This window comes from Sphingomonas sp. PEI4, assembly GCF_056679955.1.
In genome coordinates, this window is record NZ_CM155258.1 from 2759045 (window position 1) to 2781687 (window position 22643).

Below are 22643 nucleotides of genomic sequence, written 5' to 3' on the forward strand. Positions count from 1 at the left end.
CATGTCGAAGTTCGAAGACGTCCAGAACGACATCAAGGCGACCCCCGGCCTCGGCAAGAGCATGGCCAAATGGAGCGCGCTCGGCGCGGTCGTGGCGATTCCGGTACCGGTGATCGGCCCGATCTTCGGTGCGCTCGCGGGCGCGGGCTACGCGTACTACAAGGGTAAGAAGAAGGTCTGAATGCGCTGCCCCTTTTGCGGACATGAAGACAGCCAGGTAAAGGACAGCCGCCCCACCGAAGACGGGGCGGCGATCCGGCGCCGGCGGCAGTGCGAAGGCTGCGCCGCGCGTTTCACGACGTTCGAGCGGATACAGCTGCGTGAGCTGTTCGTGTTGAAGAGTGAGGGGCGGCGGGAGCCGTTCGACCGGGAGAAGCTGCTGCGGTCGCTGTCGATCGCGACGCGGAAGCGGGCGATCGAGGCTGGGCGGATCGAGAAACTGGTGAGCGGGATCCAGCGGCGGCTGGAGACGCTGGGCGAGAACGACGTTACGTCGAAGCGGATCGGCGAGATGGTGATGGACGGGCTCAAGGGGCTCGATTCCGTGGCGTATATCCGGTTTGCGAGTGTGTATCGGGATTTCAGCGAGGCGAAGGACTTCGAGGCTTTTGCCGGGAGTGTCGAGGAGGTCGGGCGGGTGGAGTGATCTGGGCTTGTCCTTCGATACGCGCCCTCGACTTCGCTCGATCGCTACTCGGGACGAACGGATTGGGGTGAGGTGCGAGCCTCATGGATACCTCCGCTCGGCCATTCCCACCCAATTCATCAGGCCTGTCACCCCCCACTCCCGTTCGTCCCGAGTAGACGTCGAGCTTGTCGAGATGGCGTATCGAGGGATAAGCCCCATCCATGACATTCTGGGCTTATGTGGTGCGTTGCGCCGACGACAGTTATTACACCGGACACACCGACGATCTTGAGCGGCGGATCGGCCAACACAATCTGGGCGAGATCGCGGGATACACGCAGACGCGCCGCCCGGTGACGCTGATGTGGAGCCAGGAATTCCCCTCGCGCCAGGAGGCGCTCGCGGCGGAGTTTCAGGTCAAGGACTGGTCGCGGAAGAAGAAGGAAGCGCTGTTCCGCGATGATTGGGCGGCGGTCTCGGCTGCGGCGCGGAAGCCAGAGCGTTCGGAACCTGTCCCTCGATACAAGGTCTCGACAAGCTCGACCTCTACTCGGGACGAACGGGATGGGGGGGGCGAAACCCCACCCCCCGTCATCGTCCTCGTCCGCCCGCAGCTCGGCGAAAACATCGGCAAGGCCGCGCGCGCGATGCTGAACTTCGGGCTCGCCGAAATGCGCCTCGTCTCTCCCCGAGACGGCTGGCCCAACCCCTCCGCTGGCCCCGCGGCGAGCGGTGCCGACCGCGTGCTTCAGGATGCCAAGGTCTACGACAGCGTCGCCGCCGCCACCGCCGACTGCGCACAGGTGTTCGCCACCACCGTTCGCAAGCGCGGCGTGACCAAGCCGGTCGTTACCCCCGAACAGGCCGCGACCGAGATCCACGCCGCCCCCGGCCGCTCCGCGATCCTGTTCGGGCCCGAGCGGTCCGGCCTCGAAACCGACGACGTCGCGGTCGCGCGGACGATCATCACGGTGCCGATCAACCCGGAGTTCGGATCGCTCAACCTCGCCCAGGCGGTGATCCTGGTCGCGTATGAGTGGTCGAAGGGCCTCACCGCCGAGCGCGGTCTGTCGCAGCCGTCGATCAACCCGATCATGCCGCCTGCACCGCAGGAGGAGCTCGACGGCATGATCGGGCAGCTCGATGCGATGCTGATGGGGGCCGGGTTCTTCCACCTGCCCGACAAGATGCAGTCGACGCGGCGGACGCTGCGCACGCTGCTGACGAAACCGGGCTGGTCGAGCCAGGAGATCCGGACGCTGCGCGGGGTGCTGTCGTCGCTCGCGGGGAAGAGGCCGCGGACCTGATTTCTGATGCACTCCCTTCCTTTGCCCCCGCTTCCGTTCGCCCTGAGCGAAGTCGAAGGGTGTGCCCCAAGCGACGGTGCTTCGACTTCGCTCAGCACGAACGGAAGTGGGGTTAGCGACGGTCGAACGCCTTCAGTTCATACGCGATCGAGGCCTCGACCAGCCTCTCCCAAAGGTCCGCAACCGCCGCATCCGGCACGCCGAGCTTCACCGCCTCGGCCCGCGCGTTCTCGATCACCTGCGTTTTGCGTGCCTCGTCGCGCACATGCCCGCGCTCGGGCTTGATCCGCGCGGCGGCGTCCATGTAGGCGAAACGCCTGGCGAGTAGCGCGACGAGCTCGCGGTCGAGCGCGTCGACGCCCGCGCGGACCTCGGTCATGGTCGTGCAGTCTGGGCCGGATAGAATAGTCATCGCCGCCTCTTGCCGAGCCGCTCGCAGCCTGTCCAGCGCGACCACCGAGCTTGACTCAGGCGTCCCTCCCGTCTAGGCGCCCGCCTTCGCAATGGCCCTGCACCCCGGTGAAGCGGTGGCCCTGCCTTGTCCGGACCCTTGGGTCTCACGACGACCAGCAGAGCGATACCGGGACAAACCCTGTCTTCCCCGCAAAAGTGGGAACCGGTTTTCGGACCGGGAAGGCAGATACCGTCGTTCGAATTGCCAAGGACTTACTATGTCGAAGCGTCAAAGCGCAAAGTACAAACTCGATCGCCGTATGGGCGAGAACATCTGGGGTCGTCCCAAGTCGCCGGTCAACAAGCGCGAATACGGCCCGGGCCAGCACGGCCAGCGCCGCAAGGGCAAGGTCAGCGATTTCGGTATCCAGCTGCGCGCCAAGCAGAAGCTCAAGGGCTATTACGGCGACGTGACCGAGAAGCAGTTCCGTGCATGCTACCATGAGGCTGCGCGTCTGAAGGGCGATACCTCGCAGAACCTGATCGGCCTGCTCGAGCAGCGCCTCGACATGATCGTCTACCGCGCCAAGTATGCGCCGACGGTCTGGGCTGCGCGTCAGCTCGTGTCGCATGGCCACATCCGGGTCAACGGCGTGAAGTGCAACATCGCATCGCGTCGCTGCTTCGTCGGCGACGAGATCACGCTGGGCGCCAAGGCGCAGGAAATGGCGCTGGTCGTGGAGGCACAGGGCCTTACCGAGCGCGAGATCCCCGACTACGTCGCCGTCGATGGTGCGGCCAAGGTCACCTTCACGCGCGTTCCGACGCTCGACGAAGTGCCTTACCCGGTGAAGATGGAGCCTAACCTCGTCGTCGAATTTTACTCGCGCTAAGCTGAGTAAATTCGTCGACCGGCCGGCGTCGCTCAAGCGACGTCCGACGACGTGGCTTTGCCACGGCGCGGTTTGGAACAAGAAAAGGGCGGTCCTGCGGGGCCGCCCTTTTTCGTTGCGCCTTGTCCCTTCGTGGACATGCGGCCCCAGCTTTGCCAGAACGCGCGCAACTCATCGGGGGAATGACCATGCGCGCTGCCATCCTGTCTCTGTTGCTGCTCGGGACCGCCGCGTCCGCGCAGACGTCTCCGGCGATTTCCGTCGAGACATTGAAGACCGTCACGCAGGTCCTTTCCTCCGACGCTTACGAAGGCCGGGCGCCGACCACGCCCGCCGAGGCGAAGACCGTCGCGTATATCGTCGAGCGGATGAAGGCGGCGGGGCTGAAGCCGGGCAACAAGGGGTCGTGGACGCAGGACGTGCCGATGGTGGAGATCACGGCTGGCAACGTCGCGCCGTTCAACTTCACCGGCGGCAAGACACCCGTCAGCCTGGCCTATCGTACCGACATGGTCGCGGGCACGTACCGCGTGGCGCCGAAATCCGCCGTGGCGAACAGCGACGTGGTGTTCGTCGGCTACGGCATCACCGCGCCTGAGAAGGGCTGGGACGATTATGCCGGCACCGATGTGAAGGGGAAGACGGTGGTCATCCTCATCAACGATGCCGACTGGCAGACGATGTCGCGCGAGGGTCCGTTCGAGGGCCGCGCGATGACGTGGTACGGGCGATGGCCGTACAAGTTCGAGAACGCGGCCAAGCACGGCGCGGCGGCGGCGATCATCGTCCATGATACCGAGCCGGCGGCGTATCCGTGGGCGGTGGTGCAGTCGTCCTGGACCGGGCCGCAGCTGGAACTGGACGAGAAGGGCGATCACCTCGATCAGTCGCAGATCGTCGGCTGGATGCAGAAGCCCGCCGCCGAGCGCGTGTTCGCGAGTGCTGGCAAGGATTATGCGACGCTGGCCGCGGCGGCGAAGGTGAAGGGTTTCAAGGCGGTACCGCTCGGGCTGAAGTTCGCTGGCGGGTTCGACAATACGATCAAGCGTCAGGCGTCGAAGAACGTCATCGGTGTGCTGCCAGGGACGACGGCTCCCAGTGATTACGTGATGTATTCGGCGCACTGGGACCATCTCGGGCGCTGCGACGCGGTCGATGGCGACGACATCTGCAATGGCGCGGCGGACAACGCGACGGGTGTCGCCGGGTTGGTCGCGTTGGCTGAAGCTCAGGTAAAGGCGGGGCGGGCCAAGCGATCGATCGCGTTTCTGGCCGTGACGGCGGAAGAGTCCGGTCTGCTAGGCTCTCGGTATTACGCCGAGCATCCGATCTATCCGCTCGCGCATACGGTCGGCGGGGTGAACATGGACGTGCTGAACGTCGACGGACGGGCGAAGGATTTCGTGCTGGCTGGCGCGGGCAAGTCGGAGATCGAGGATCTGGTAAAGCCGTTCGTTGCCGCCGAGGGCCGCGTGATCGGCGTCGAGGCGAACCCGGAGCGCGGCGGCTATTACCGGTCGGATCACTTCAGCTTCGCCAAGCTGGGCGTGCCGATGCTCGATGGCGGCAGCGGCGAGGACCTCGTCGTCGGCGGCACCGCGGCGGGGCATGCGGCGCGCGAGGATTATGTCGCGCACCGCTATCACAAGCCAGCGGACGAATATGACGCCAAGTGGGACTGGTCGGGCGCGGTCGAGGATCTGGCGATCTATTACGGGCTGGGCCGCAAGCTCGCGGACGATACCAGTCTGTGGCCGAACTGGTATAAGACCGCCGAATTCCGCGGCATCCGTGACCGCGACCGCGCAGGAGCCAAGTAAGTGACCACGACGACTACGCCAGCCGAATGGGCGCACCACAAGGCCGTCTGGATCGGCTTTCCGAGCCATGCCGATCTGTGGCTGGAGGATCTGGAACCCGCGCGGGACGAGGTCGTAGCGTTCGCCAGGGCGGTCCATGCCGGCGGCAAGGGCGAGACGGTGATCCTGGTCGCGGCGGACGTTGGGTCGGCGACCACGGCCAAGCGTCTCGCTCCGTTCGCGAACGTGGTCGTCGAGCCGTTCGGCGACATCTGGCTGCGCGATACTGCGCCTATCATCGTCGGTGACGGCAGCGCGCGCGACTTCCGGTTCAACGGCTGGGGTGGGAAGTACGACTTGCCCGGCGACGACACGATCGGGCAGCGGCTGGCGGCTAGCCGGCACACGCGGATCGAGGCGTGCGACTGGGTGCTGGAGGGTGGTGCGATCGATGGCGATGGGACGGGGACGGTCGTCACCACTCAGCAATGTCTGCTGAACCGCAATCGGAATCCGTCGCTGAGCAAGGCGGACATCGAAGCGCGGTTGGCATCCGACCTCGGCTACACCCGCGTGGTGTGGCTGGGGGATGGGTTGGTCAACGATCACACCGACGGGCATGTCGACAACCTCGCGCGGTTCGTCGGCGAGGGGCGCGTCGCGATCCCCAAGGCGACCGACAACGATCCGAACTGGCAGGTGTATCAGAACGCCGCGCGCGATGCCGAGGCGGCTGGGCTGGAGGTCGTGACGATCCCGTCGCCGGGGCGCGTGCTGCGCGATGAGGAGGTCGTGCCGGCGAGTTATATGAACTTCTATATCGGCAATGCCGCGGTGGTGGTGCCGTTGTATGGCGCGGAGAACGACGCTGCGGCAGTGGTGGCGATCCAGGCGCTGTTTCCGGACCGTGAGGTGGTTGGGCAGCGTGCGGACCACATCCTGACGGGTGGCGGTAGCTTCCACTGCATCTCGCAGCAGATTCCGGGGTGACTTCTGTCTTGTTCCCCCGCGGAGGCGGGGGCCCAGGGTTGCAAGCGATGTCGTTCCTGGCTTTCTGGACCCGCGCCTTCGCGGGGGAACGGTGGGGGGCGTGGATCTCCACCTTTCCATAAAGCACTACCCCGGCGAAGGCCGGGGCCCAATGGGGGGACGTAGCTAACTGAGGACCGCCCTCTGTTGCGCCAACCTTTCCAATTGGACCCCGGCCTTCGCCGGGGTGGTGCTAGGCGGGTCGGTTCAGCGGCTCCAGCGGGCCCAGATTGCGGTGGGGAGCGTCAGGCCGCGCGCTTCTTCGCGGACGCCGAGTTCGCCGACTTCGACCTTGCCGGGGAGGTCCGCAAATACCTGGTTCAGCAATTCGCCGATCGCAAGCGCGGACATGCGGACCGCGTAGACCGTGAGGAACAGGAACCGCGAGTTCTCGTCGAGCAGCTTGCGGCAATCGGCGATCAGCTTCGGTAGATCCTCCTCCAAGCGCCAAACCTCACCCTCAGGCCCGCGCCCATATTTCGGCGGATCGAGCAGGATGCCGTCATAGCGGCGGCCGCGGCGAACCTCACGCGCGACGAACTTCGCCGCGTCGTCGGTCATCCAGCGGATCGGGGCGTCGGCCATGCCGGAGAGTTTCGCGTTGGCCTTGGCCGCCTCGACGGACTTCTTGGACGCGTCGACATGCACCATGCGGACGCCCTTGGTCGCCATCGCCAGCGTGCCGACGCCGGTGTAGCCGAACAAATTCATGCATTCGGGCGAGTCGAGCCCCGCAACCCGCTCGCGCATCCAGCTCCACACCGGCGCCATGTCGGGGAAGAAGCCGAGGTGGCGGAACGGGGTGGTCTGCGCGGTGTAGGACACCTCGTTCCACTTGAGCGTCCAGCCCTCGCGGGGGACGGGCTCCGAGAATTCCCAGCGACCGCCGCCGTCCTCGTCCGAGCCGGGGACGAATTCGCCCTGTGCCTGCCAGTCGGTCGAGGCGGGGGCCCACATCGCCTGCGGTTCGGGGCGGATGAAGCGGAAGCGGCCGTAGCGCTCGAGCTTCTTGCCGTGGCCGGAGTCGATCAGGCCGTAATCCGCCCAGGGTTCGCCGATGAGGGTTTCGAGTTTCATGCTGCCCTCTTCACGCTGACGGCTTTGCGCGTTCGGTGATGTAGGCGGTGATCGCCTCGAACGTCGCCGGGAGGGTGGCGTAACGCTCCTCGCGATCGAACAGGTCGCCGACGCGGGTTGGCAGCGAGGGACGGACGCCGGTCGCGCGCTCGACCGCGTCGCCGAACTTCGCGGGGTGCGCTGTGGCGAGTGTGACGATCGGGACCCCGGCGGGAACTTCGGTACGCAGCGCAGCGGCGAGGCCGATCGCGGTATGCGGGTCGATCACTTGCCCCGCATGCTCGTGCGCCCAGCGCATCGCCAGCGTCATGTCGTCGAGATCGATGCGCTCGCTTTGGAAGAGGGTCGAGGCGCCCTGCGACTGTGCGTTGGTCAGGCGCATAGCCCCCGAGGATTCGAAGCCGGCCATCTGTGCGGCGAGCGCGGTACCGTCGCGGTCGCCGAGGTCGAACAACAGGCGCTCGAAGTTGGAACTCACCTGGATGTCCATCGACGGGGTCGGGGTCTGCTGCACGCCGCCCTTCGAATAATCGCCGGTGCTGAGCGCGCGGTGGAGGATGTCGTTGATGTTGGTCGCGACGACTAGCTTGGCGATGGGGAGGCCCATCTTCGCCGCGACATAGCCGGCGAAGACGTCGCCGAAATTGCCGGTCGGAACTGCGAAGGCGACCTCGCGGTCAGGCGCGCCGAGGCGGACGGCTGCGTAGAAGAAATACACCACCTGCGCCATCAGGCGGGCCCAGTTGATCGAGTTCACCGCCGACAGCGCGAACTTGGTCGAGAAGGCGCGGTCGTTGAACATCGCCTTCACCAGTGCTTGGGCATCGTCGAAGCTGCCCTCGATCGCGATGTTGTAGACGTTGGGGCTGAGCACCGTGGTCATCTGGCGGCGCTGCACGTCGGAGATGCGGCCGACCGGGTGGAGCATGAAGATGTCGATGCCCTCGCGCCCCGCGACCGCGTCGATCGCGGCCGATCCGGTGTCGCCGCTGGTCGCGCCGACGATCGTCAGGCGTTTGTCCGTGCCGGCGAGGAAGCGCTCGAAGAACAGGCCGAGCAGCTGGAGCGCGACGTCCTTGAACGCGAGCGTCGGGCCGTGGAAGAGTTCGAGCAGCCACTGGTCGTGGTCGAGCTGGACCAGCGGCGTGACGGCGGCGTGCGAGAAGCGGCCGTATGCCTGGTCGCAGAGTGCCTTCAGCTCCTCGCGGGTCATCGCGTCGCCAACGAACGGGGTCATCACCGCGACGGCCGTGTCGACGTAGGAGAGGCCGGCGAGTGCGGCGATTTCGTCGCGGGTCATCGTCGGCCACGCCTCGGGAAGGTAGAGGCCACCATCGGATGCGAGGCCGGTAAGCGTCGCCGCTTCGAAGTCGAGGACAGGGGCCGAGCCGCGGGTGCTGATGTAACGCATGGCCAAGCCGGTTAGCGAATGGGGGAGAAAGCGACAAGCTGCGCGCACCTCTCGTTTTCCTGCAAACGCAGAAATCCAGGGTTATGGAGTGATGCGCGCGGTACCCTGGGCTCCTGCGTTCGCAGGAGAACGGCTTATCGCGTAGCGGGTTCTGTCCGCGGCAGGCGGCGCAGCGCCAAAGTGTAGATTATCGCAGCGATGGCGGCAAAAAAGAACCATTGGCCGGCGTAGGCGAGGTGATTGTTGGGGACCGAGGCGATGTCGGGTTTGCCGTTGGGGTTAAGCCCCGGCCCCGTCAGATTGGATGGCGGGGTGTCGGCGACCAGCATCAGGCGCTGCGGCGTGTGATCGAACAGCGATCCGATCAGCGAGCGGCCGTCGGGGGCGTGGCTGATATAGCCGGAGACTTCGCCGCCGGCCCAGTTAACCTTGGTCATCGGATCGCGCGTGGTGCCGAGCTGGACGACCATCCCGGGGCCTTCCGCGCCGGTCCTGCATTGGGCGATCGCACGAAAGCCCGACTTGCCGGCACCGGCGAGCTTGATCTCGGTCGGCTGGAGGCACAGGCCGGAGGCGCGGCGGAACAGCAGCGTCTCGTCGGGGAGGCGCGGGAACGCCATTGGCGGCTTGGCGGGGTTGGCGGCGAGTTGGGCGAGGAACGCTTCCTTTTTCGGGAGGCGGTCGAGCAGTTGCCACAGGCCGAGGCCGATCATCGCCGCGATCGCGAGCGTGACGAGGATGGTCGGGACGAAGGGGATGCGCTTGGTCACGGGTCGATTCGGCCTTCGCGGGCTGCGTTGCGGTATTCGGCGGACATGAGCGCGCCCTTGGCGGCTCGGAGTGACAGGACGACTCCGCCGGCGGTGAAGGGGATCCAGATCAGCATGTGCAGCCAGAGTGGCGGGTGGACTTTGAGTTCCAGCGTGATCGCGAGGATGACAACGAGCGCACCGAGGATCAGCGTCAGGAACGCGGCGGGGCCGTCGCCGACGTTGAACTTGGAGAAGTCGAGCCCGCAGTTCGGGCAGCGGTCGGCGAAGTTGGACCATTTCGCGAAAAGGGTGGGCTTGCCGCAGCGGGGGCACAGACCTTTTAGCGCGACCTGGGCGATCGTGGGGGCGTTGGCGAGGGGATGTGGGTCTTCGGTCATGCGATCAGCTCTCCCGCCCGTCAGACCCGGGCACGCGAGAAGCTTGTTTCCCCGCGAAGGCGGGGATCCAGTCTGGGCTCCCGCCTTCGCGGGAGAACAAGGTTGGCGGGCGAACGTTGGCTTGTGGCAGCGCGGTACCAGAAAACGCCACCACCCCGGCGAAGGCCGGGGCCCAGTTGGGGGACGGCGCTAACGGAGGGCAGCGCTTCGTTACTGCGACCTTTCCACCTGGGCCCCGGCCTTCGCCGGGGTTGTGAATAAGGCCGGAGTGGTGGCTCAACCCTGAACCGGCAAAGCTCAACCGCCGTGGACGGGTGCGCCCCAGCCGCCCCAGACATAGACGGTAACGAACAGGAACAGCCACACGACGTCGACGAAATGCCAGTACCACGCCGCGGCCTCGAAGCCGAAATGCTGGCGGGGGGTGAAGTCGCCCTTGTACGCGCGGACCAGGCAGACGATCAGGAAGATCGTGCCGATCAGCACGTGGAAGCCATGGAAGCCGGTCGCCATGAAGAACGCCGCGCCGTAGTTGATGCCCTTGAACGGGAACGGCGCGTGGACGTATTCATAGGCCTGGATCGAGCTGAACAGCGCGCCGAGGATTACGGTGAGCCACAGGCCCTTGAGCACGCCGTCGCGGTTGCCTACACCGATCAGGCCCCAGGCTCCGGTCTTCTCGCCGCCGCGCTGGTTGTGGATCAGCGCATGGTGCGCCCAGGTCACCGTGGTGCCCGAGGTCAGCAGGATCAGCGTGTTGAGCAGCGGCAGTTCGAACGGGTTGATGACCGTCAGGCCCTTTGGCGGCCACTGCGCGACGATCGCCGCACCGCCTTCGACCGCGCGCGTGACGGTGCCATCAGCGTACGTCATCGCGGTCGGGAACAGCGAGAAGTCGAAGAATGCCCAGAACCAGCCGACGAAGAACATTACTTCGGAGGCGATGAACAGGATCATGCCATAGCGGAAATGGAGCTGCACGACCGGCGTATGGTCGCCCGCACGCGCCTCCTGGATGACCTGCGCCCACCAGCTGTAGAAGGTGAAGAGCAGCCCGGCGAGGCCGATGAAGAAAATCCAGCCGCCGCCGTTGGGCTTGTCGACATGGCCGCCGTGCATCCACATGATGCCGCCGGCCGCCATGATCAGCGCCGAGAACGATCCGACCAGCGGCCAGATGCTCGGCGGCAGGATGTGGTAATCATGGTTCTTGGCGCCGGCCATCGGTACTCCCCTATTCTATTTGGCGTGGGTTCTAGCTCGCCGTCTTCGCAGAATCCACCGGGTAAAACGTATAGCTCAGCGTGATCGTCTGGATATCGGCCGCATCCGGGTCCGTCAGGATCTTCGGATCGACGAAGAAGATCACCGGCATCCGTGCGGTCTCGCCGGGTTTCAGCGTCTGCTCGGTAAAGCAGAAACACTGGATCTTGGTGAAGTACTTGCCGGCCTGTGCGGGCTGAACGTTGAACGTCGCGGTGCCGGTAAGCGGCTTGTTCGACGTGTTGGTGGCCTTGAAGAACGCCATGTCGCGCGCGCCGATGTCGATCGTGTCGGAGCGATTCTCGGGCACGAATTTCCACGGCAGCTTGGGGCTGACGTTGGTGTCGAAGTCGACCGTGATCTTGTGGTCGACCGCGCCGGGGGCGACGAGCCCGCGCTGCGTCGTGCCGTTGAGGCCGGTGACCGAGCAGAACAGGCGGTAGAGCGGCACGCTGGCCCAGGCGAGCCCGGTCATGAAACAGATGAAGAGCACTGCGAGCGCCGCGGTGCGGTTGGTGCGCGACATGGCTCTCCAGCCGGCCATCAGTGCGGCATACCTGCGCGGATCTTCGCGATCGATATGGCGAAGACGAGGATGACGAACGCGCCGAGCAGGATGGCCATGACGCGCGCGCGACCGCGCTGGCGGCTGCGGATCAGGTCTTCCTTGCGGAGGGGGTCGGGCAAGCTCATGCGAACCACCGGTCGACGACCAGCGCGCCGAACATCACGAACAGATACAGGATCGAATATTTGAACAAGCCCTTCTCCGGCTTCATCAGGTCGTCGGCATGCGTCGTGCGCCTTGCGATACGCAAGGCGAGCAGCGCGAACCAGCCGGTGAGCAGCACCGCCGCGATGCCGTAGATCGGCCCAGTCAGCCCGAGCGGCCAGGGGAGGATCGCGACCGCCGCCATCGGGATCGTGTAGAGGCCGATCTGCGTACGCGTGGTGCGCTCGCCTGACACGACGGGGAGCATCGGCACCCCCGCCGCGGCGTAATCGCTCTTCATGAACAGCGCGAGCGCCCAGAAATGGGGGGGCGTCCACAGGAAGACGAACAGGAACAGAAGGACAGGCAGCAGCGCGATGTCGCCGGTCGCGGCAGCCCAGCCGATCAGCGGCGGGAACGCACCGGCCGCGCCACCGATGACGATGTTCTGCGGCGTGCGGCGCTTCAGCCAGACGGTATAGACCAGCACGTAGAACAGGATCGAGACGGTCAGGATCGCCGCTGCGACGATGTTGACCGCGACGCCCATGAACAGGACCGAGAACGCGCCGAGCCCGACCCCGAAATGGAGTGCTGCCTGGCGGTCCATCCGGCCATCGGGCAGCGGACGCTTCTGCGTGCGCCGCATGACCGCGTCGATATCCGACTCGTACCATTGGTTGAGCGCCCCCGCCGCGCCTGCACCAAGCGCGATGCACAGGATCGCGGTGAAGCCGATCACCGGATGTACCCCGACTGGCGCGGCCAGCATCCCGCAGAGGCCGGTGAAGACGACGAGCGTCATCACGCGCGGCTTGGTCAGTGCAAGGAAATCGCGCCAATGCGCCGGCGGCAGGAGGGGGGTGGCAGGAGTCATGGTTCGGGTATTCTATACGCTTCCCGGCATGCGTCGGAAACCCTTCGCGTCGCGCGCGTTCAGCGAGTTGGCCGAGCAACGTGGATCGCGGCAATATCGTCCGCGTAGATCCGTCGCCATGCCGGATCGTGATCGAGCCGCTTGGCCAGCGTCGATTGTGGCGGCAGGATTGTCCAGCCGAACTTCCATTTGGCGTTCGCGGCCCGCCAGCGTGTCGCGTCGCCGCCGAGAATCTCGATGTAATCGAGCGTGAAGGGGTCGCCGTACATATCCGAGCGCCCATCGATATAGGGGCGAATGCCGGCAAAGATGAGCGATCCGCCGAAGCTGTATTCGTTGAAGACGCGCTGGGTGCGCAATGATGGCGGCAGACGGCGCAGCGCGGCGGCGGGGACGCCGGGGCTGTTGGTGCGGGCGACCGGGACCGCGACGCGGTAGGCGATGAGCGCGATCGCGATCGCCAGGACCGCCAAGCCGGCCCGATACGTATCGCGGCGCGCGGTGGGCGATACGCGCGCAACGGTAGCCGCCGCCGGCGTCCAGGCTCTGCCGATCGGTTCGGCGAGGATCAGGACGCCGACGACGACGAGAACGATCTCCTGTCGGGTATGCTGCAAGGCCAGGTGCAGGACCCCGAGCAGGAGCAGCAGGCGAACCGGGGGGATGCGGACGGGCTTTGCCAGGACGAAGAACAGCGTTGCCAGGAGGATCGCTTCGGGGGCGGCGAAGGTCGAGAAATTAGCGGGCTGCCATTCGCCGAGATGCGCCAGCAGTTTCAGGCCGTTGACGTAGAACGGGAAGACGATGCCGTCGAAACCCGCCGGGGTCGCGAGTGCGGCGATGCCGGAACACGCGCCGAATATGCCCCAGCCCAGGATGACAGCGCGCCTGTCGGCGGGGGCGGCGGCGATCAGGGCTTCGAGCGCGAAGACCGCCGCAAGCGCCAGGCCGAAGATGAAGCTGCCATGCGCATTTGCCCAGACGAGCATCAGCAGCACGAGGACAAGCGACGGCGCCCGGCCGCGTTCCCGCGCATGAAGAAGAGCGATCAGCCAGCCCGCGAGCAGAGGCAAAGCGAGGATATGCGGGCGGGCGAGCAATGATGGCGCGATACCCGGCGCGGTCAGCAGCAGTGCGACGATGCTCGCCCGAATGCTCATCCAGCGGCAGAGTTCATAGGCGACGAGCGCGTACAATGCTGCCATCGCCGCGCCGGTCAGCAGGTTGAGGCCGGTCCATCCCGCCGCGCGATAACTTGCGTACATCGCCAGTTCGGACAGCCATTCGTGCGCGACCCATGGGCGTCCTGGGGCGGTGAACGAGAAGGGGTCGTGCGTCGGGACGCTGCCATGCGCAACGATCCAGGCGCCGGTCGCGAGATGCCAGCCGGTGTCGCCGTCGAGCAGCAGGGTCGGGAGGATGATCGTGAAGGCGAACGCTGCGAATCCGACGAGCAGCGCGAAGACCGCGCGGGGCGTGGCCGTCGTGACCTTGGCGACGGGCACTGTTTCATGGGCGGCCGCTGTTTCAGGTGCGAGCAGGTCGGAGGGTGGCGGGCTGAGCGACGTCGTCATGGCGGGAAGAATAGCGCGATTCTCCTCCGGAAAGATGAACGCCGGCTTGGTTGATGTTGGGTGCGTGTCGGTTGGAGATTGCCGAACGAAAAGCGCCCCGGGTTTCCCCGAGGCGTCTTCGTTCTTGGGTGGCACCGACACGGGAGTAAATCCCGTGTCGTCGGACGCGGCGGTGCCGCGCCGGCCGGGCGGGGGCTCGAGAACCCTTGCCCGCCTCAGTCGATCTTCGGCAGGGTCTCGAACTGGTGGTATGGCGGCGGCGAGGAGATCGTCCACTCCAGCGTCGTGGCACCTTCGCCCCAGGGGTTGTCGCCCGCCGGCTTGCCCGCGACCATCGACCAGATCAGGTTGACGAAGAACACCACCATGCCCGCGGCCATGATCATGTAGCCGACCGAGGCGACCGTGTTCCAATGCTCGTACTCTGGCGTGTAGTCCGGGATGCGGCGCGGCATGCCCTGGAGGCCGAGGAAGTGCATCGGGAAGAACATCACGTTCACGCCGACGAAGAACACCCAGAAGTGCAGCTGGCCGAGGAACTCGTTGTACATCTTGCCCGACATCTTCGGGAACCAGTAATAGAAGCCGGCGAACAGCGAGAACACCGCGCCCAGCGACAGCACGTAGTGGAAATGCGCCACCACATAGTAGGTGTCCTGCATGTAATCGTCGATGCCGCCGTTGGCGAGCACCACGCCGGTCACGCCGCCGACGGTGAACATGAAGATGAAGCCGATCGACCAGACCATCGGCGTCTTGAAGGTGAGCGAACCGCCCCACATTGTCGCGATCCAAGAGAAGATCTTGATGCCGGTCGGCACCGCGATGACCATCGTCGCCGCGGTGAAATACATCTTGGTGTTAACGCTGAGGCCGGTGGTGAACATGTGGTGCGCCCACACGACGAACCCGACCACGCCGATCGCGACCATCGCATAGGCCATGCCGAGATAGCCAAAGACCGGCTTGCGGCTGAACGTGGAGATGATCTGGCTGACGATGCCGAAGCCCGGCAGGATCATGATGTAGACTTCGGGATGGCCGAAGAACCAGAACAGATGCTGGTAGAGGACAGGATCGCCGCCACCTGCCGGATCGAAGAACGTCGTGCCGAAGTTGCGATCGGTCAGCAGCATCGTGATCGCCGCGGCCAAGACCGGGAGCGCCAGCAGTAGCAGGAACGCGGTGACGAGCATCGACCACACGAACAGCGGCATCTTGTGCAGCGTCATGCCCGGCGCACGCATGTTGAAGATCGTCGTGATGAAGTTGATCGCGCCGAGGATCGACGATGCGCCCGCGAGATGGAGCGCGAGGATCGCCATGTCGGTCGACGGCCCGGGCTCGCCGTACGTCGAAAGCGGTGCGTAGAGCGTCCAGCCATTGCCTGCGCCACCGAAGAACGGCGAGGCCAGCAGCAGCGTGAAGGCGGGGATCAGCAGCCAGAACGACACGTTGTTCATGCGCGGGAACGCCATGTCGGGCGCACCGATCATGATCGGCACGAACCAGTTGCCAAAGCCACCGACCATCGCCGGCATGACCATGAAGAACACCATGATCAGGCCGTGCGCAGTGATCAGCACGTTCCAGAGATGCAGCGATTCGTCCAGGCTGGCGCTGCCGCCGTGGAGCATGCTCGCCCAGCCCTGCAGATACTGGATGCCGGGATGCGCGAGCTCGGCGCGCATGAGGCCCGATACCGAGCCGCCGATGATCCCCGCGACGATCGCGAAAATCAGGTACAGCGTGCCGATATCCTTGTGGTTGGTCGACATGAACCAACGCGCGAAGAAGCCCGGTTTGTGATCGGTATCGTGGTGATGGTCGTGCGCTTCGTGGGCAACGAAGGCCGACGGGGTGAGAGCGGTGTCGGTCATCTTACAGTCCCGCGTTGCCGGCGCCGGCCGGGTTTGAGGTGGCGCCCTGCGTCGTCGCAGGCGCTGCTGTGGTCACGTTTTCCACGGGGCCGGTGGCGTTGGCGGTTTCCGCCGCCTCCTCGACCTTCGCCGCGGAGCCGTCGGCGCCGGGCTGTGGGATGACCTTGTCGGATGCCTTGCCGGGGGTCGGCATCGTGCCGCCCTTGGCTTTTACCCACGCCGCGAATTGCGCCGGGCTGACCGCCTCGACGGCGATCGGCATGAAGGCATGACGCGCCCCGCAAAGCTCCGAGCACTGGCCGAAATACAGGCCGGGCTTGTCGATCGTGAAGCTCGTCTCGTTCAGGCGACCCGGGATCGCGTCGAGCTTGATCCAGAATGCGGGGACGGCCCAGCTGTGAATCACGTCGTTCGCGGTCGTGATCAAGCGGATCGGTACGCCGACCGGCAGCACGATGCGGTTGTCGGTGGCGAGCAGCGCAGGGCCGTCGGCATCGGTACGCGCGCGCTCACCGGCAGCGACCTCGCCCTTTTCCTTCAGCATGTTAGCGGTGATCTCGAAGCCGCCATTGTCCGGATACTGGTAGGTCCAATACCATTGGTTGCCGATCGCCTTCAGCGTCACGGCGCCCGACGGGGCAGGCTTGAACTGCGCCTGGAGCAGCCCGATCGAGGGGACTGCGATCAGCACCAGGATCACGACCGGGAGCAGCGTCCACAGGATCTCGATGAAGGTGTTGTGCGACGTCTTCGACGGCACCGGATTGGCGGCGCGGCGATAGCGGAACGACACCCAGAACAGGAGCGCGAGGACCAACAGGCAGATGATCGTGATCGTCGGCACCAGGATCGCATTGTGCATCCAGTGCGCGAAGACGCCGTTCTTCGTCACCTGCGGCTGCAGGCCGTAGAGTCCGTCGGTCGGCTGGCCGATCATCGGCTGGGGCGTCATCGCCGGTGCACCGTCCATCGCGAGCTCGGGGCTGGACGGGTTGGCGGTCGGAGTAGCCGCAGCCGTGGTCGGCGCGGTGTTCGACACGCCCGCAGGGCCTGCCGCGGCTTGCGGAGCGGGCGCCGCAGTCGCCGGTTTCGGCGTAGGCTGGGCTGCATGCCCGGCGACACCACCGAGACTCGCCAGTGCGAGCCCCGCTGCCATCGCAAATCCTCTCATCCCCATCTTGCGCATCGTTGTTCTTGACCCCGGTTTATAGCGAACCCGATATCACGGACGCGCGGATGTCTGCTTATGATTTGGGTAGAGCTATACCCAGCGGGGGGGCTTGCCTCAAGCATTGTCTGATTTCGCGCGAACGGAGGGTTCTCGTTGCACGCGGTTTCGCGCGCTCGTATCAGCGCGGCAGACCTTATGGAGCGATGACCCGCGATGACCGAAGACGACGTGCTCGCCGAATTCCGCGCTGCCGAAGCGTTGCTCGAAGGGCATTTCATCCTGTCCTCCGGTTTGCGCAGTTCGCGCTACCTGCAATGCGCGCGCGTGTTGATGGATCCTGCAAGAGGCGCGCGTCTGGCCAAGGCGCTGGTTGCGATGATCCCCGATGAGATTTGTGGGCAGATCGGCGCGGTCGTGTCGCCGGCAATGGGCGGCGTGATCGCGGGGCATGAGATGGCGCGCGCGCTGGGCGTCGAGGCGATGTTCCTCGAGCGGCCCGACGGCGTGTTCGAACTGCGCCGCGGGTTCCGGCTCACGCCCGGCCAGCGCGTGCTGATGATGGAGGACGTCGTCACCACCGGGCTGTCGTCGCGCGAGGCGATCGCGGCGATCGGACGGGCGGGCGGCGTAACCGTGGCGGCCGCGGCGCTGGTCGATCGTTCGAACGGGACGGCGGATCTGGGTGTGCCATTCTTCCCGCTGATCCGGCTCGACGTGCCGACGTATCCGGCGGATGCGTTGCCGCCCGAGCTGGCGGCGATCCCGGCGATCAAGCCCGGCAGCAGGGCGGCATGAGTCGGGATCTCCGCCTCGGCGTCAACATCGATCACGTCGCGACCGTGCGGAACGCGCGGGGGGCGGGGTATCCCGATCCGGTGCGCGCGGCGCTGGTCGCGGCGGCGGCGGGCGCGGACGGGATCACCGCGCATCTGCGGGAGGATCGCCGGCACATCACCGACGACGACATCGCGCGGCTGTCGGCCGAACTGACGATCCCGCTCAACCTGGAGATGGCGGCAACCGACGAAATGCTCGGCATCGCGCTGCGCCACAAGCCGCACGCTGCGTGCATCGTGCCGGAGAAGCGCGAGGAGCTGACCACCGAGGGCGGCCTCGACGTCGCCGGGCATTACGACCGGATGGCGCGGCTGGTCGACGCGCTGGCCGGCGCCGGCATCCGCGTATCGCTGTTCATCGAACCGGACGCGCGCCAGATCGAGGCGGCGGTGCGGCTCAAGGTGCCGGTGATCGAACTGCATACCGGGCTGTATGCGGAACTGTCGGGCGAGGCGCGGACGCTCGAGCTGCGGCGGCTGACCGATGCAGCGGCGCTGGCGGCGAAGAACGGCATCGAGGTGCACGCCGGGCACGGGCTTACGTATGACAATGTCGCGCCGATCGCGGCTATCCGGCAGGTGCGCGAGCTGAACATCGGGCATTTCCTGGTCGGAGAGGCGCTGTTCGTCGGGCTCGGCGAAGCGGTTCGGCTGATGCGCGAGGCTATGGATGCGGCGCGGTAGGCCGAAAGGTTTGTTCACGCGGAGACGCGGAGACGCGGAGCAGAAGGGGGTTTCTGGGAGCCGTCCTGCTTGCTTCTCACCTTCGCCGCGCTTGCGGCTCTCATACTCTCCGCGTCTCCGCGTCTCCGCGCGAACACATTCTTTTGTCTTCCGACCCCAGGCGTCGCGATGATTATCGGGCTCGGGTCCGACCTGTGCAATATCGAGCGGATTGCGGCGTCGGTGGAGCGGTTCGGCGAGCGGTTCGAGCAGCGGGTGTTTACCGATGTCGAGCGGGCGAAGGCGGCGCGGCGGCCTTTCACGAAGGCCGGCACGCTGGCGAAGCGGTTCGCGGCGAAGGAGGCGTTTGCGAAGGCGGTCGGCACCGGGTTTCGTGCGGGCGTCTTCATGCGCGACATCGGCGTGGTCAACGCGGCCAGTGGCGCGCCGACGCTGGCGTTGACCGGGGGCGCCAAAGCGAGGCTTGACGCGTTGACGCCCGAAGGCCACGCCGCACGCGTACATTTGACGATGACGGATGATCATCCGTGGGCGCAGGCCTTCGTGATCATCGAAGCTATACCTCTGATATCCCCGGACATGAGCCAGGATATGAATCGATGAAGGACGCGGCGTTGGACGGCAACGAGTTCCAGGAAAAGCCCCTCGCGCAGGCCCCCCTAGCGCAGACGACCGCGGCCGATACCGCGCCACCGGCCGGCACCACACCGGAAACGACACGCCGCCGCGGCACCGACTGGTGGGGCGAGGTGAAGGGCATATTCTGGCTGATCCTGGTCGTGCTCGGCTTCCACAGCTTCATCGCCAAGCCCTTCTACATCCCCAGCGAATCGATGCTGCCGGGCCTTCGCATCGGCGACCGGCTGGTGGTGACCAAGTTCGCCTATGGCTGGTCGTTCGTGTCGCCGACGATCCCGAACCCGGTCGCGATCTTCAAGGGCGTCGTGCTGCGCCAGCAGGAAGACAGCTGGAGCGTCTCGCTCCCGTTCATCCACGGCCGGCTGTTCGGCTCGCTGCCGACCCGCGGCGACGTGGTGATCGTGACGCCGCCGGGGACGCATAACGACTATATCAAGCGCGTCATCGGCCTGCCCGGCGACAAGCTGGCCGTGCGCGGCGGAATCGTGTTTCTCAACGGCGTCGCGGTGAAGCGCGGCGCGCTGCACGACACGCTGATCCCGGTCGACACCAACAGCCCGTGCAGCGAGATCGACTACCCCGGTGCGCGCGAGACGCTGCCCGATGGTCGCGAGATGTGCCGCCTGCCGACCTATACCGAGACGCTGCCCAACGGCCGCCGCTATGAGACGATCGATCTGGAATCGGACAGCCAGGGCGACAATTTCGCGGAGATCACGATCCCCGCGAACCATGTCTTCCTGATGGGCGACAACCGCGATCGCTCCGCCGACAGCCGGTTCGCGCTGAGCCAGCTCGGCCTCGGCGGGCCGGTGCCGTACGAGAATCTCGGCGGGCGTGCCGAGTTCATCACCTTCAGCCTCGACGGCGATGCGACCTTCAACCCGCTGACCTGGTGGGGATCGCTACGCTCGGACCGCGCCGGCACCTCGCTGCATCCCGCCAAGGTCGATTGACGTGGCCGAACCGCAGGCCGTGACGGAACCTAGCCCGGTCGAGATGCGCGATCCGTTCCTGCGCAAGGAGCTGAAGCGGGCGATCATCTGGCTCGGGCTCGCCTGCGTGATCGCGCTGCTGATCGTGCTGGTCCAGCCGTTGCTGATCATCTTTGCCGGCGTCGTGTTTGCGGCGCTGCTCGATGGCGGCGTGCGGCTGCTCGGGCGGGTGCTGCCGATCGGGCGCGGCTGGCGGTTGCTGATCGTCGTTCTGCTGACGTTCGCGTTCCTGGTCGGCACCTTCGTCCTGACCGGCGTGCAGGTGACCGAACAGGTGACGCAACTGCGCTCGACGCTGGAATCGCAGGCCAATCGCTTCACCGGCTATCTGACCGCGCAAGGGCTGATGCCGGGCGCGTCGGACGTCAACGGGATCGTCAAGCAGGCGCTCGGCTCGGTCGGGCGGGTGACGTCATGGGTGGGCACCGCGATCGGCGCGCTGACCAGCATGTTCATGATCCTGATCCTCGGGCTGTTCATCGCGATGGACCCGGGGACCTATTCGCGCGGGCTCCAGTGGATGGTGCCGATCGACCTGCGACCGGAATTTGCCAAGACGCTGGACAAGATGGGCGACACGTTGCGCAAGCTGCTTGCCGGGCGCCTGCTCGGCATGGCGGTCGAGGGTGTCGCGACCGGTATCGCGCTGACGATCGGTGGCGTGCCGATGGCGATGCTGCTCGGTATCATCGCGGGCATCCTGGCGTTCATCCCGAATGTCGGCGCGATCGTGACTGGCGTGCTGATGGTCGCGGTCGGGTTCAGCGCAGGCGTCGACACGGGGTATTGGGCGATCGGCACGTACTTCGTGGTGCAGACGATCGACGGATACGTGATCGTGCCGATGGTCGCCAAGCGCACGGTGGATTTGCCGCCGGCGTTGACGCTGGGTGCGCAGATCATGGCGAGCGCGATGTTCGGGATATTGGGACTGGCGCTGGCCGATCCGATGACCGCGATGCTGAAGACCGCGCTGGAGCAGCGTTCGGAGCGGGAAGAGGAGACGGCTGAGGTGGTTGGTGAGGCTACGGCCTGATCCAGTTTAGCGTCCCCTTCCTCTTAATCCGGCTCATAGCCCACCCCGGTCATCCCTGCGGACGCGGGGACCCATATCCTCAGAGGTTTGCCAGTATGGGTTCCCGCGTCCGCGGGGATGACGGAGGGTGGAGAGCTACCGCCTTACCAGTTGGTCGAAGAGCGTCAGGTAGAGTTCGGCTGAGTCGGTACCGGGTTGCGCAACCGGGCTTGGTCGCTGCCGAGCCGGGACAAGCCATGCGTCCAACGCTGCAACAAGCGCCGATGCATCCTCACGAGGTACAACCGTGCCGCGATCGCGCCGGTCGACGATCTCCGCCACCGCCGCGCTCGAATCGGTCGAGATTACCGGCGTCCCGACCGAAAGCGCCTCGCGCAACACACCCGGCACCCCTTCGTAATCGGAGGTCAGCGCCAGCACGGTCGCGCGGGCCATCACCGGGAGGGGATCGCCGCTATGGCCGAGCAACAGGACGCGACCCTCCAAACCCAGCGCCTGGATCTGCGCCTCGATCGCTCCCCGCTCGCTCCCTTCGCCAAGGATAACCAGCGGTATCGTCCGGTCCGCCAACAGCGGCAGCGCGGCGATCAGCCGGTCCCAGCGCTTCTGCGGTTCGAGCCGGCCTACGCCCAGAATGAAACGCGCCGGCAGATCGGGCAGCGTGCCGGGGAGCGGCACCGCCGGCGGGTTCGGGATGACGCTCGTCCGCCCGACCATCCGCGTCGCCCGCGCAGCCTCCTCTGCGGTCGCGGGCGTCATCGCCACGAGGTGATCGAGGAAACTGCCGTGCCGCGCCAGCCAGACTTGGTGCGCAGCGTGCATCACCCGGCCATGATCGGCCCGGGCAGGCGCGTTGGACATCTTGGCGACGATCGGCGGACAGGCCTTGCCGAGCCGCAATCGAGTCCAGGCCGCGATGCCGGTATAGAAATTGCCCGGGCAGAAGATCACATCTGGTGCAAGACGCCGCACCACCCCCGGCAATCCGAGCAACCGTGACGGCGCGATAATCTCCAGCCCCTCCGGCAGTTCCGCCGAGAGCGGCCCGGAGATATCCTCGATCGCCAGCGTCACCCGCCGCCCCGCCGCGAGCCAACCGCGCGCGAGGCGCAGTTGCGCGCGCTCGACCCCGCCGCCGCGAAGGTCCTCGGCATAGGTCAGGATGTGCCGCGCGGTCGGTGGTCCGCTCAGGAGTGACATATGGGGGTCATCATGATGCGCGATGGATAAAGCGGAGATCGCGATCGAATGAAACCGACTTTACGTGCATGCGCGCCGACGGGCGGCTA

The 22643-nt window shown here is 66.0% G+C and carries 24 protein-coding genes; 11 read left to right on the forward strand and 13 right to left on the reverse strand.

Annotated elements, in window-relative coordinates; translation table 11 throughout:
* The first annotated feature begins 1 nt into the window (after nucleotide 1).
* The 3 genes from AC1MLZ_RS12830 to AC1MLZ_RS12840 all read left to right on the forward strand — a co-directional run bounded on the left by AC1MLZ_RS12830 (nucleotide 2) and on the right by AC1MLZ_RS12840 (nucleotide 1935).
* Complete coding sequence (locus AC1MLZ_RS12830; protein ID WP_480958807.1) at nucleotides 2-181, forward strand: hypothetical protein; 180 nt, start codon at nucleotides 2-4, stop codon at nucleotides 179-181.
* Nucleotides 182-646 carry a transcriptional regulator NrdR gene (gene nrdR, locus AC1MLZ_RS12835; protein ID WP_332799855.1) on the forward strand — a complete coding sequence of 155 codons (465 nt, stop codon included), beginning with the start codon at nucleotides 182-184 and terminating at the stop codon, nucleotides 644-646.
* A 203-nt stretch (nucleotides 647-849) separates the two neighbouring features.
* Nucleotides 850-1935, forward strand: coding sequence for a TrmH family RNA methyltransferase (locus tag AC1MLZ_RS12840; RefSeq protein WP_480958808.1), 1086 nt, complete (start codon nucleotides 850-852; stop codon nucleotides 1933-1935).
* 112 nt (nucleotides 1936-2047) lie between these two features.
* On the opposite strand, the gene AC1MLZ_RS12845 is transcribed toward AC1MLZ_RS12840, so the two are convergent.
* Nucleotides 2048-2347: a chorismate mutase gene (locus AC1MLZ_RS12845; protein WP_480958809.1), complete on the reverse strand. Its 300-nt coding sequence runs from the start codon at nucleotides 2345-2347 to the stop codon at nucleotides 2048-2050.
* 259 nt (nucleotides 2348-2606) lie between these two features.
* Here AC1MLZ_RS12845 and rpsD point away from each other — a divergent pair, with 259 nt between their 5' ends.
* The 3 genes from rpsD to AC1MLZ_RS12860 all read left to right on the forward strand — a co-directional run bounded on the left by rpsD (nucleotide 2607) and on the right by AC1MLZ_RS12860 (nucleotide 6010).
* Complete coding sequence (gene rpsD, locus AC1MLZ_RS12850) at nucleotides 2607-3221, forward strand: 30S ribosomal protein S4 (RefSeq protein WP_480958810.1); 615 nt, start codon at nucleotides 2607-2609, stop codon at nucleotides 3219-3221.
* A 188-nt stretch (nucleotides 3222-3409) separates the two neighbouring features.
* Nucleotides 3410-5041, forward strand: a complete 1632-nt coding sequence (locus AC1MLZ_RS12855) for a M28 family peptidase (protein ID WP_480958811.1) — start codon at nucleotides 3410-3412, stop codon at nucleotides 5039-5041.
* The gene (locus AC1MLZ_RS12860; RefSeq protein ID WP_480958812.1) at nucleotides 5042-6010 is read left to right on the forward strand and encodes an agmatine deiminase family protein; all 969 of its coding nucleotides are present in this window, start codon (nucleotides 5042-5044) and stop codon (nucleotides 6008-6010) included.
* A gap of 246 nt (nucleotides 6011-6256) precedes the next feature.
* Here the strand turns inward: AC1MLZ_RS12860 and AC1MLZ_RS12865 are convergent, their stop codons facing one another.
* The 11 genes from AC1MLZ_RS12865 to coxB form a co-directional block, all read right to left on the reverse strand.
* Nucleotides 6257-7126, reverse strand: coding sequence for a class I SAM-dependent methyltransferase (locus tag AC1MLZ_RS12865; protein ID WP_121904766.1), 870 nt, complete (start codon nucleotides 7124-7126; stop codon nucleotides 6257-6259).
* Between the two features lie 10 nt (nucleotides 7127-7136).
* On the reverse strand, nucleotides 7137-8537 hold the full coding sequence (gene thrC / locus AC1MLZ_RS12870) for a threonine synthase (RefSeq protein ID WP_480958813.1): 1401 nt from the start codon (nucleotides 8535-8537) through the stop codon (nucleotides 7137-7139).
* A 134-nt stretch (nucleotides 8538-8671) separates the two neighbouring features.
* Nucleotides 8672-9307: an SURF1 family cytochrome oxidase biogenesis protein gene (locus AC1MLZ_RS12875; protein WP_480958814.1), complete on the reverse strand. Its 636-nt coding sequence runs from the start codon at nucleotides 9305-9307 to the stop codon at nucleotides 8672-8674.
* Nucleotides 9304-9687, reverse strand: coding sequence for a DUF983 domain-containing protein (locus AC1MLZ_RS12880; RefSeq protein WP_480958815.1), 384 nt, complete (start codon nucleotides 9685-9687; stop codon nucleotides 9304-9306). Before AC1MLZ_RS12880 ends, AC1MLZ_RS12875 begins: the two co-directional genes overlap by 4 nt.
* Nucleotides 9688-9984: 297 nt before the next feature.
* Entirely contained in the window at nucleotides 9985-10911 is a 927-nt protein-coding gene (locus AC1MLZ_RS12885; protein ID WP_480958816.1) for a cytochrome c oxidase subunit 3, read from the reverse strand.
* A 31-nt stretch (nucleotides 10912-10942) separates the two neighbouring features.
* Complete coding sequence (locus AC1MLZ_RS12890) at nucleotides 10943-11494, reverse strand: cytochrome c oxidase assembly protein (RefSeq protein WP_480958817.1); 552 nt, start codon at nucleotides 11492-11494, stop codon at nucleotides 10943-10945.
* Nucleotides 11494-11643, reverse strand: a complete 150-nt coding sequence (locus tag AC1MLZ_RS12895; RefSeq protein WP_480958818.1) for a hypothetical protein — start codon at nucleotides 11641-11643, stop codon at nucleotides 11494-11496. Before AC1MLZ_RS12895 ends, AC1MLZ_RS12890 begins: the two co-directional genes overlap by 1 nt.
* Entirely contained in the window at nucleotides 11640-12539 is a 900-nt protein-coding gene (locus AC1MLZ_RS12900) for a heme o synthase (protein WP_480958819.1), read from the reverse strand. The genes AC1MLZ_RS12895 and AC1MLZ_RS12900 overlap by 4 nt, the downstream gene beginning before the upstream one ends.
* A 59-nt stretch (nucleotides 12540-12598) precedes the next feature.
* On the reverse strand, nucleotides 12599-14113 hold the full coding sequence (locus AC1MLZ_RS12905; RefSeq protein WP_480958820.1) for a hypothetical protein: 1515 nt from the start codon (nucleotides 14111-14113) through the stop codon (nucleotides 12599-12601).
* A gap of 215 nt (nucleotides 14114-14328) precedes the next feature.
* On the reverse strand, nucleotides 14329-15993 hold the full coding sequence (gene ctaD / locus AC1MLZ_RS12910) for a cytochrome c oxidase subunit I (protein ID WP_480958821.1): 1665 nt from the start codon (nucleotides 15991-15993) through the stop codon (nucleotides 14329-14331).
* A gap of 1 nt (nucleotide 15994) precedes the next feature.
* Entirely contained in the window at nucleotides 15995-17149 is a 1155-nt protein-coding gene (gene coxB, locus AC1MLZ_RS12915) for a cytochrome c oxidase subunit II (protein WP_480958822.1), read from the reverse strand.
* A gap of 228 nt (nucleotides 17150-17377) precedes the next feature.
* Between coxB and pyrE the strand changes: the two genes are divergently transcribed.
* The 5 genes from pyrE to AC1MLZ_RS12940 all read left to right on the forward strand — a co-directional run bounded on the left by pyrE (nucleotide 17378) and on the right by AC1MLZ_RS12940 (nucleotide 21354).
* On the forward strand, nucleotides 17378-17959 hold the full coding sequence (gene pyrE / locus AC1MLZ_RS12920) for an orotate phosphoribosyltransferase (RefSeq protein WP_480958823.1): 582 nt from the start codon (nucleotides 17378-17380) through the stop codon (nucleotides 17957-17959).
* Nucleotides 17956-18684, forward strand: coding sequence for a pyridoxine 5'-phosphate synthase (locus tag AC1MLZ_RS12925; protein ID WP_480958824.1), 729 nt, complete (start codon nucleotides 17956-17958; stop codon nucleotides 18682-18684). Before pyrE ends, AC1MLZ_RS12925 begins: the two co-directional genes overlap by 4 nt.
* Before the next feature lie 168 nt (nucleotides 18685-18852).
* On the forward strand, nucleotides 18853-19287 hold the full coding sequence (gene acpS, locus AC1MLZ_RS12930) for a holo-ACP synthase (protein WP_480958825.1): 435 nt from the start codon (nucleotides 18853-18855) through the stop codon (nucleotides 19285-19287).
* Nucleotides 19284-20279 (forward strand): signal peptidase I, encoded by a 996-nt coding sequence (lepB, locus tag AC1MLZ_RS12935; protein WP_480958826.1) that lies wholly within the window; start codon nucleotides 19284-19286, stop codon nucleotides 20277-20279. Before acpS ends, lepB begins: the two co-directional genes overlap by 4 nt.
* Before the next feature lie 43 nt (nucleotides 20280-20322).
* Nucleotides 20323-21354, forward strand: coding sequence for an AI-2E family transporter (locus AC1MLZ_RS12940; RefSeq protein WP_480961550.1), 1032 nt, complete (start codon nucleotides 20323-20325; stop codon nucleotides 21352-21354).
* Nucleotides 21355-21489: 135 nt separating this feature from the next.
* Here AC1MLZ_RS12940 and AC1MLZ_RS12945 read toward each other — a convergent pair whose 3' ends face one another.
* A complete protein-coding gene (locus tag AC1MLZ_RS12945; protein WP_480958827.1) occupies nucleotides 21490-22554 on the reverse strand; it encodes a glycosyltransferase in 1065 nt (354 codons plus the stop codon).
* Nucleotides 22555-22643 lie beyond the last annotated feature (89 nt).

Excerpts from the sequence above, each read along its gene's own strand:
- AC1MLZ_RS12880 (WP_480958815.1), bottom strand. The coding sequence starts at position 9,687 with ATGACCGAAGACCCACATCCCCTCGCCAACGCCCCCACGATCGCCCAG.
- AC1MLZ_RS12865 (WP_121904766.1), bottom strand. The coding sequence starts at position 7,126 with ATGAAACTCGAAACCCTCATCGGCGAACCCTGGGCGGATTACGGCCTG.
- AC1MLZ_RS12845 (WP_480958809.1), bottom strand. The coding sequence starts at position 2,347 with ATGACTATTCTATCCGGCCCAGACTGCACGACCATGACCGAGGTCCGC.
- acpS (WP_480958825.1), top strand. The coding sequence starts at position 18,853 with ATGATTATCGGGCTCGGGTCCGACCTGTGCAATATCGAGCGGATTGCG.
- lepB (WP_480958826.1), top strand. The coding sequence starts at position 19,284 with ATGAAGGACGCGGCGTTGGACGGCAACGAGTTCCAGGAAAAGCCCCTC.
- ctaD (WP_480958821.1), bottom strand. The coding sequence starts at position 15,993 with ATGACCGACACCGCTCTCACCCCGTCGGCCTTCGTTGCCCACGAAGCG.
- AC1MLZ_RS12905 (WP_480958820.1), bottom strand. The coding sequence starts at position 14,113 with ATGACGACGTCGCTCAGCCCGCCACCCTCCGACCTGCTCGCACCTGAA.
- AC1MLZ_RS12900 (WP_480958819.1), bottom strand. The coding sequence starts at position 12,539 with ATGACTCCTGCCACCCCCCTCCTGCCGCCGGCGCATTGGCGCGATTTC.
- pyrE (WP_480958823.1), top strand. The coding sequence starts at position 17,378 with ATGACCGAAGACGACGTGCTCGCCGAATTCCGCGCTGCCGAAGCGTTG.
- thrC (WP_480958813.1), bottom strand. The coding sequence starts at position 8,537 with ATGCGTTACATCAGCACCCGCGGCTCGGCCCCTGTCCTCGACTTCGAA.
- AC1MLZ_RS12925 (WP_480958824.1), top strand. The coding sequence starts at position 17,956 with ATGAGTCGGGATCTCCGCCTCGGCGTCAACATCGATCACGTCGCGACC.
- AC1MLZ_RS12945 (WP_480958827.1), bottom strand. The coding sequence starts at position 22,554 with ATGTCACTCCTGAGCGGACCACCGACCGCGCGGCACATCCTGACCTAT.
- AC1MLZ_RS12830 (WP_480958807.1), top strand. The coding sequence starts at position 2 with ATGTCGAAGTTCGAAGACGTCCAGAACGACATCAAGGCGACCCCCGGC.
- AC1MLZ_RS12890 (WP_480958817.1), bottom strand. The coding sequence starts at position 11,494 with ATGGCCGGCTGGAGAGCCATGTCGCGCACCAACCGCACCGCGGCGCTC.
- coxB (WP_480958822.1), bottom strand. The coding sequence starts at position 17,149 with ATGGCAGCGGGGCTCGCACTGGCGAGTCTCGGTGGTGTCGCCGGGCAT.
- nrdR (WP_332799855.1), top strand. The coding sequence starts at position 182 with ATGCGCTGCCCCTTTTGCGGACATGAAGACAGCCAGGTAAAGGACAGC.
- AC1MLZ_RS12840 (WP_480958808.1), top strand. The coding sequence starts at position 850 with ATGACATTCTGGGCTTATGTGGTGCGTTGCGCCGACGACAGTTATTAC.
- AC1MLZ_RS12895 (WP_480958818.1), bottom strand. The coding sequence starts at position 11,643 with ATGAGCTTGCCCGACCCCCTCCGCAAGGAAGACCTGATCCGCAGCCGC.
- rpsD (WP_480958810.1), top strand. The coding sequence starts at position 2,607 with ATGTCGAAGCGTCAAAGCGCAAAGTACAAACTCGATCGCCGTATGGGC.
- AC1MLZ_RS12855 (WP_480958811.1), top strand. The coding sequence starts at position 3,410 with ATGCGCGCTGCCATCCTGTCTCTGTTGCTGCTCGGGACCGCCGCGTCC.
- AC1MLZ_RS12940 (WP_480961550.1), top strand. The coding sequence starts at position 20,323 with ATGCGCGATCCGTTCCTGCGCAAGGAGCTGAAGCGGGCGATCATCTGG.
- AC1MLZ_RS12885 (WP_480958816.1), bottom strand. The coding sequence starts at position 10,911 with ATGGCCGGCGCCAAGAACCATGATTACCACATCCTGCCGCCGAGCATC.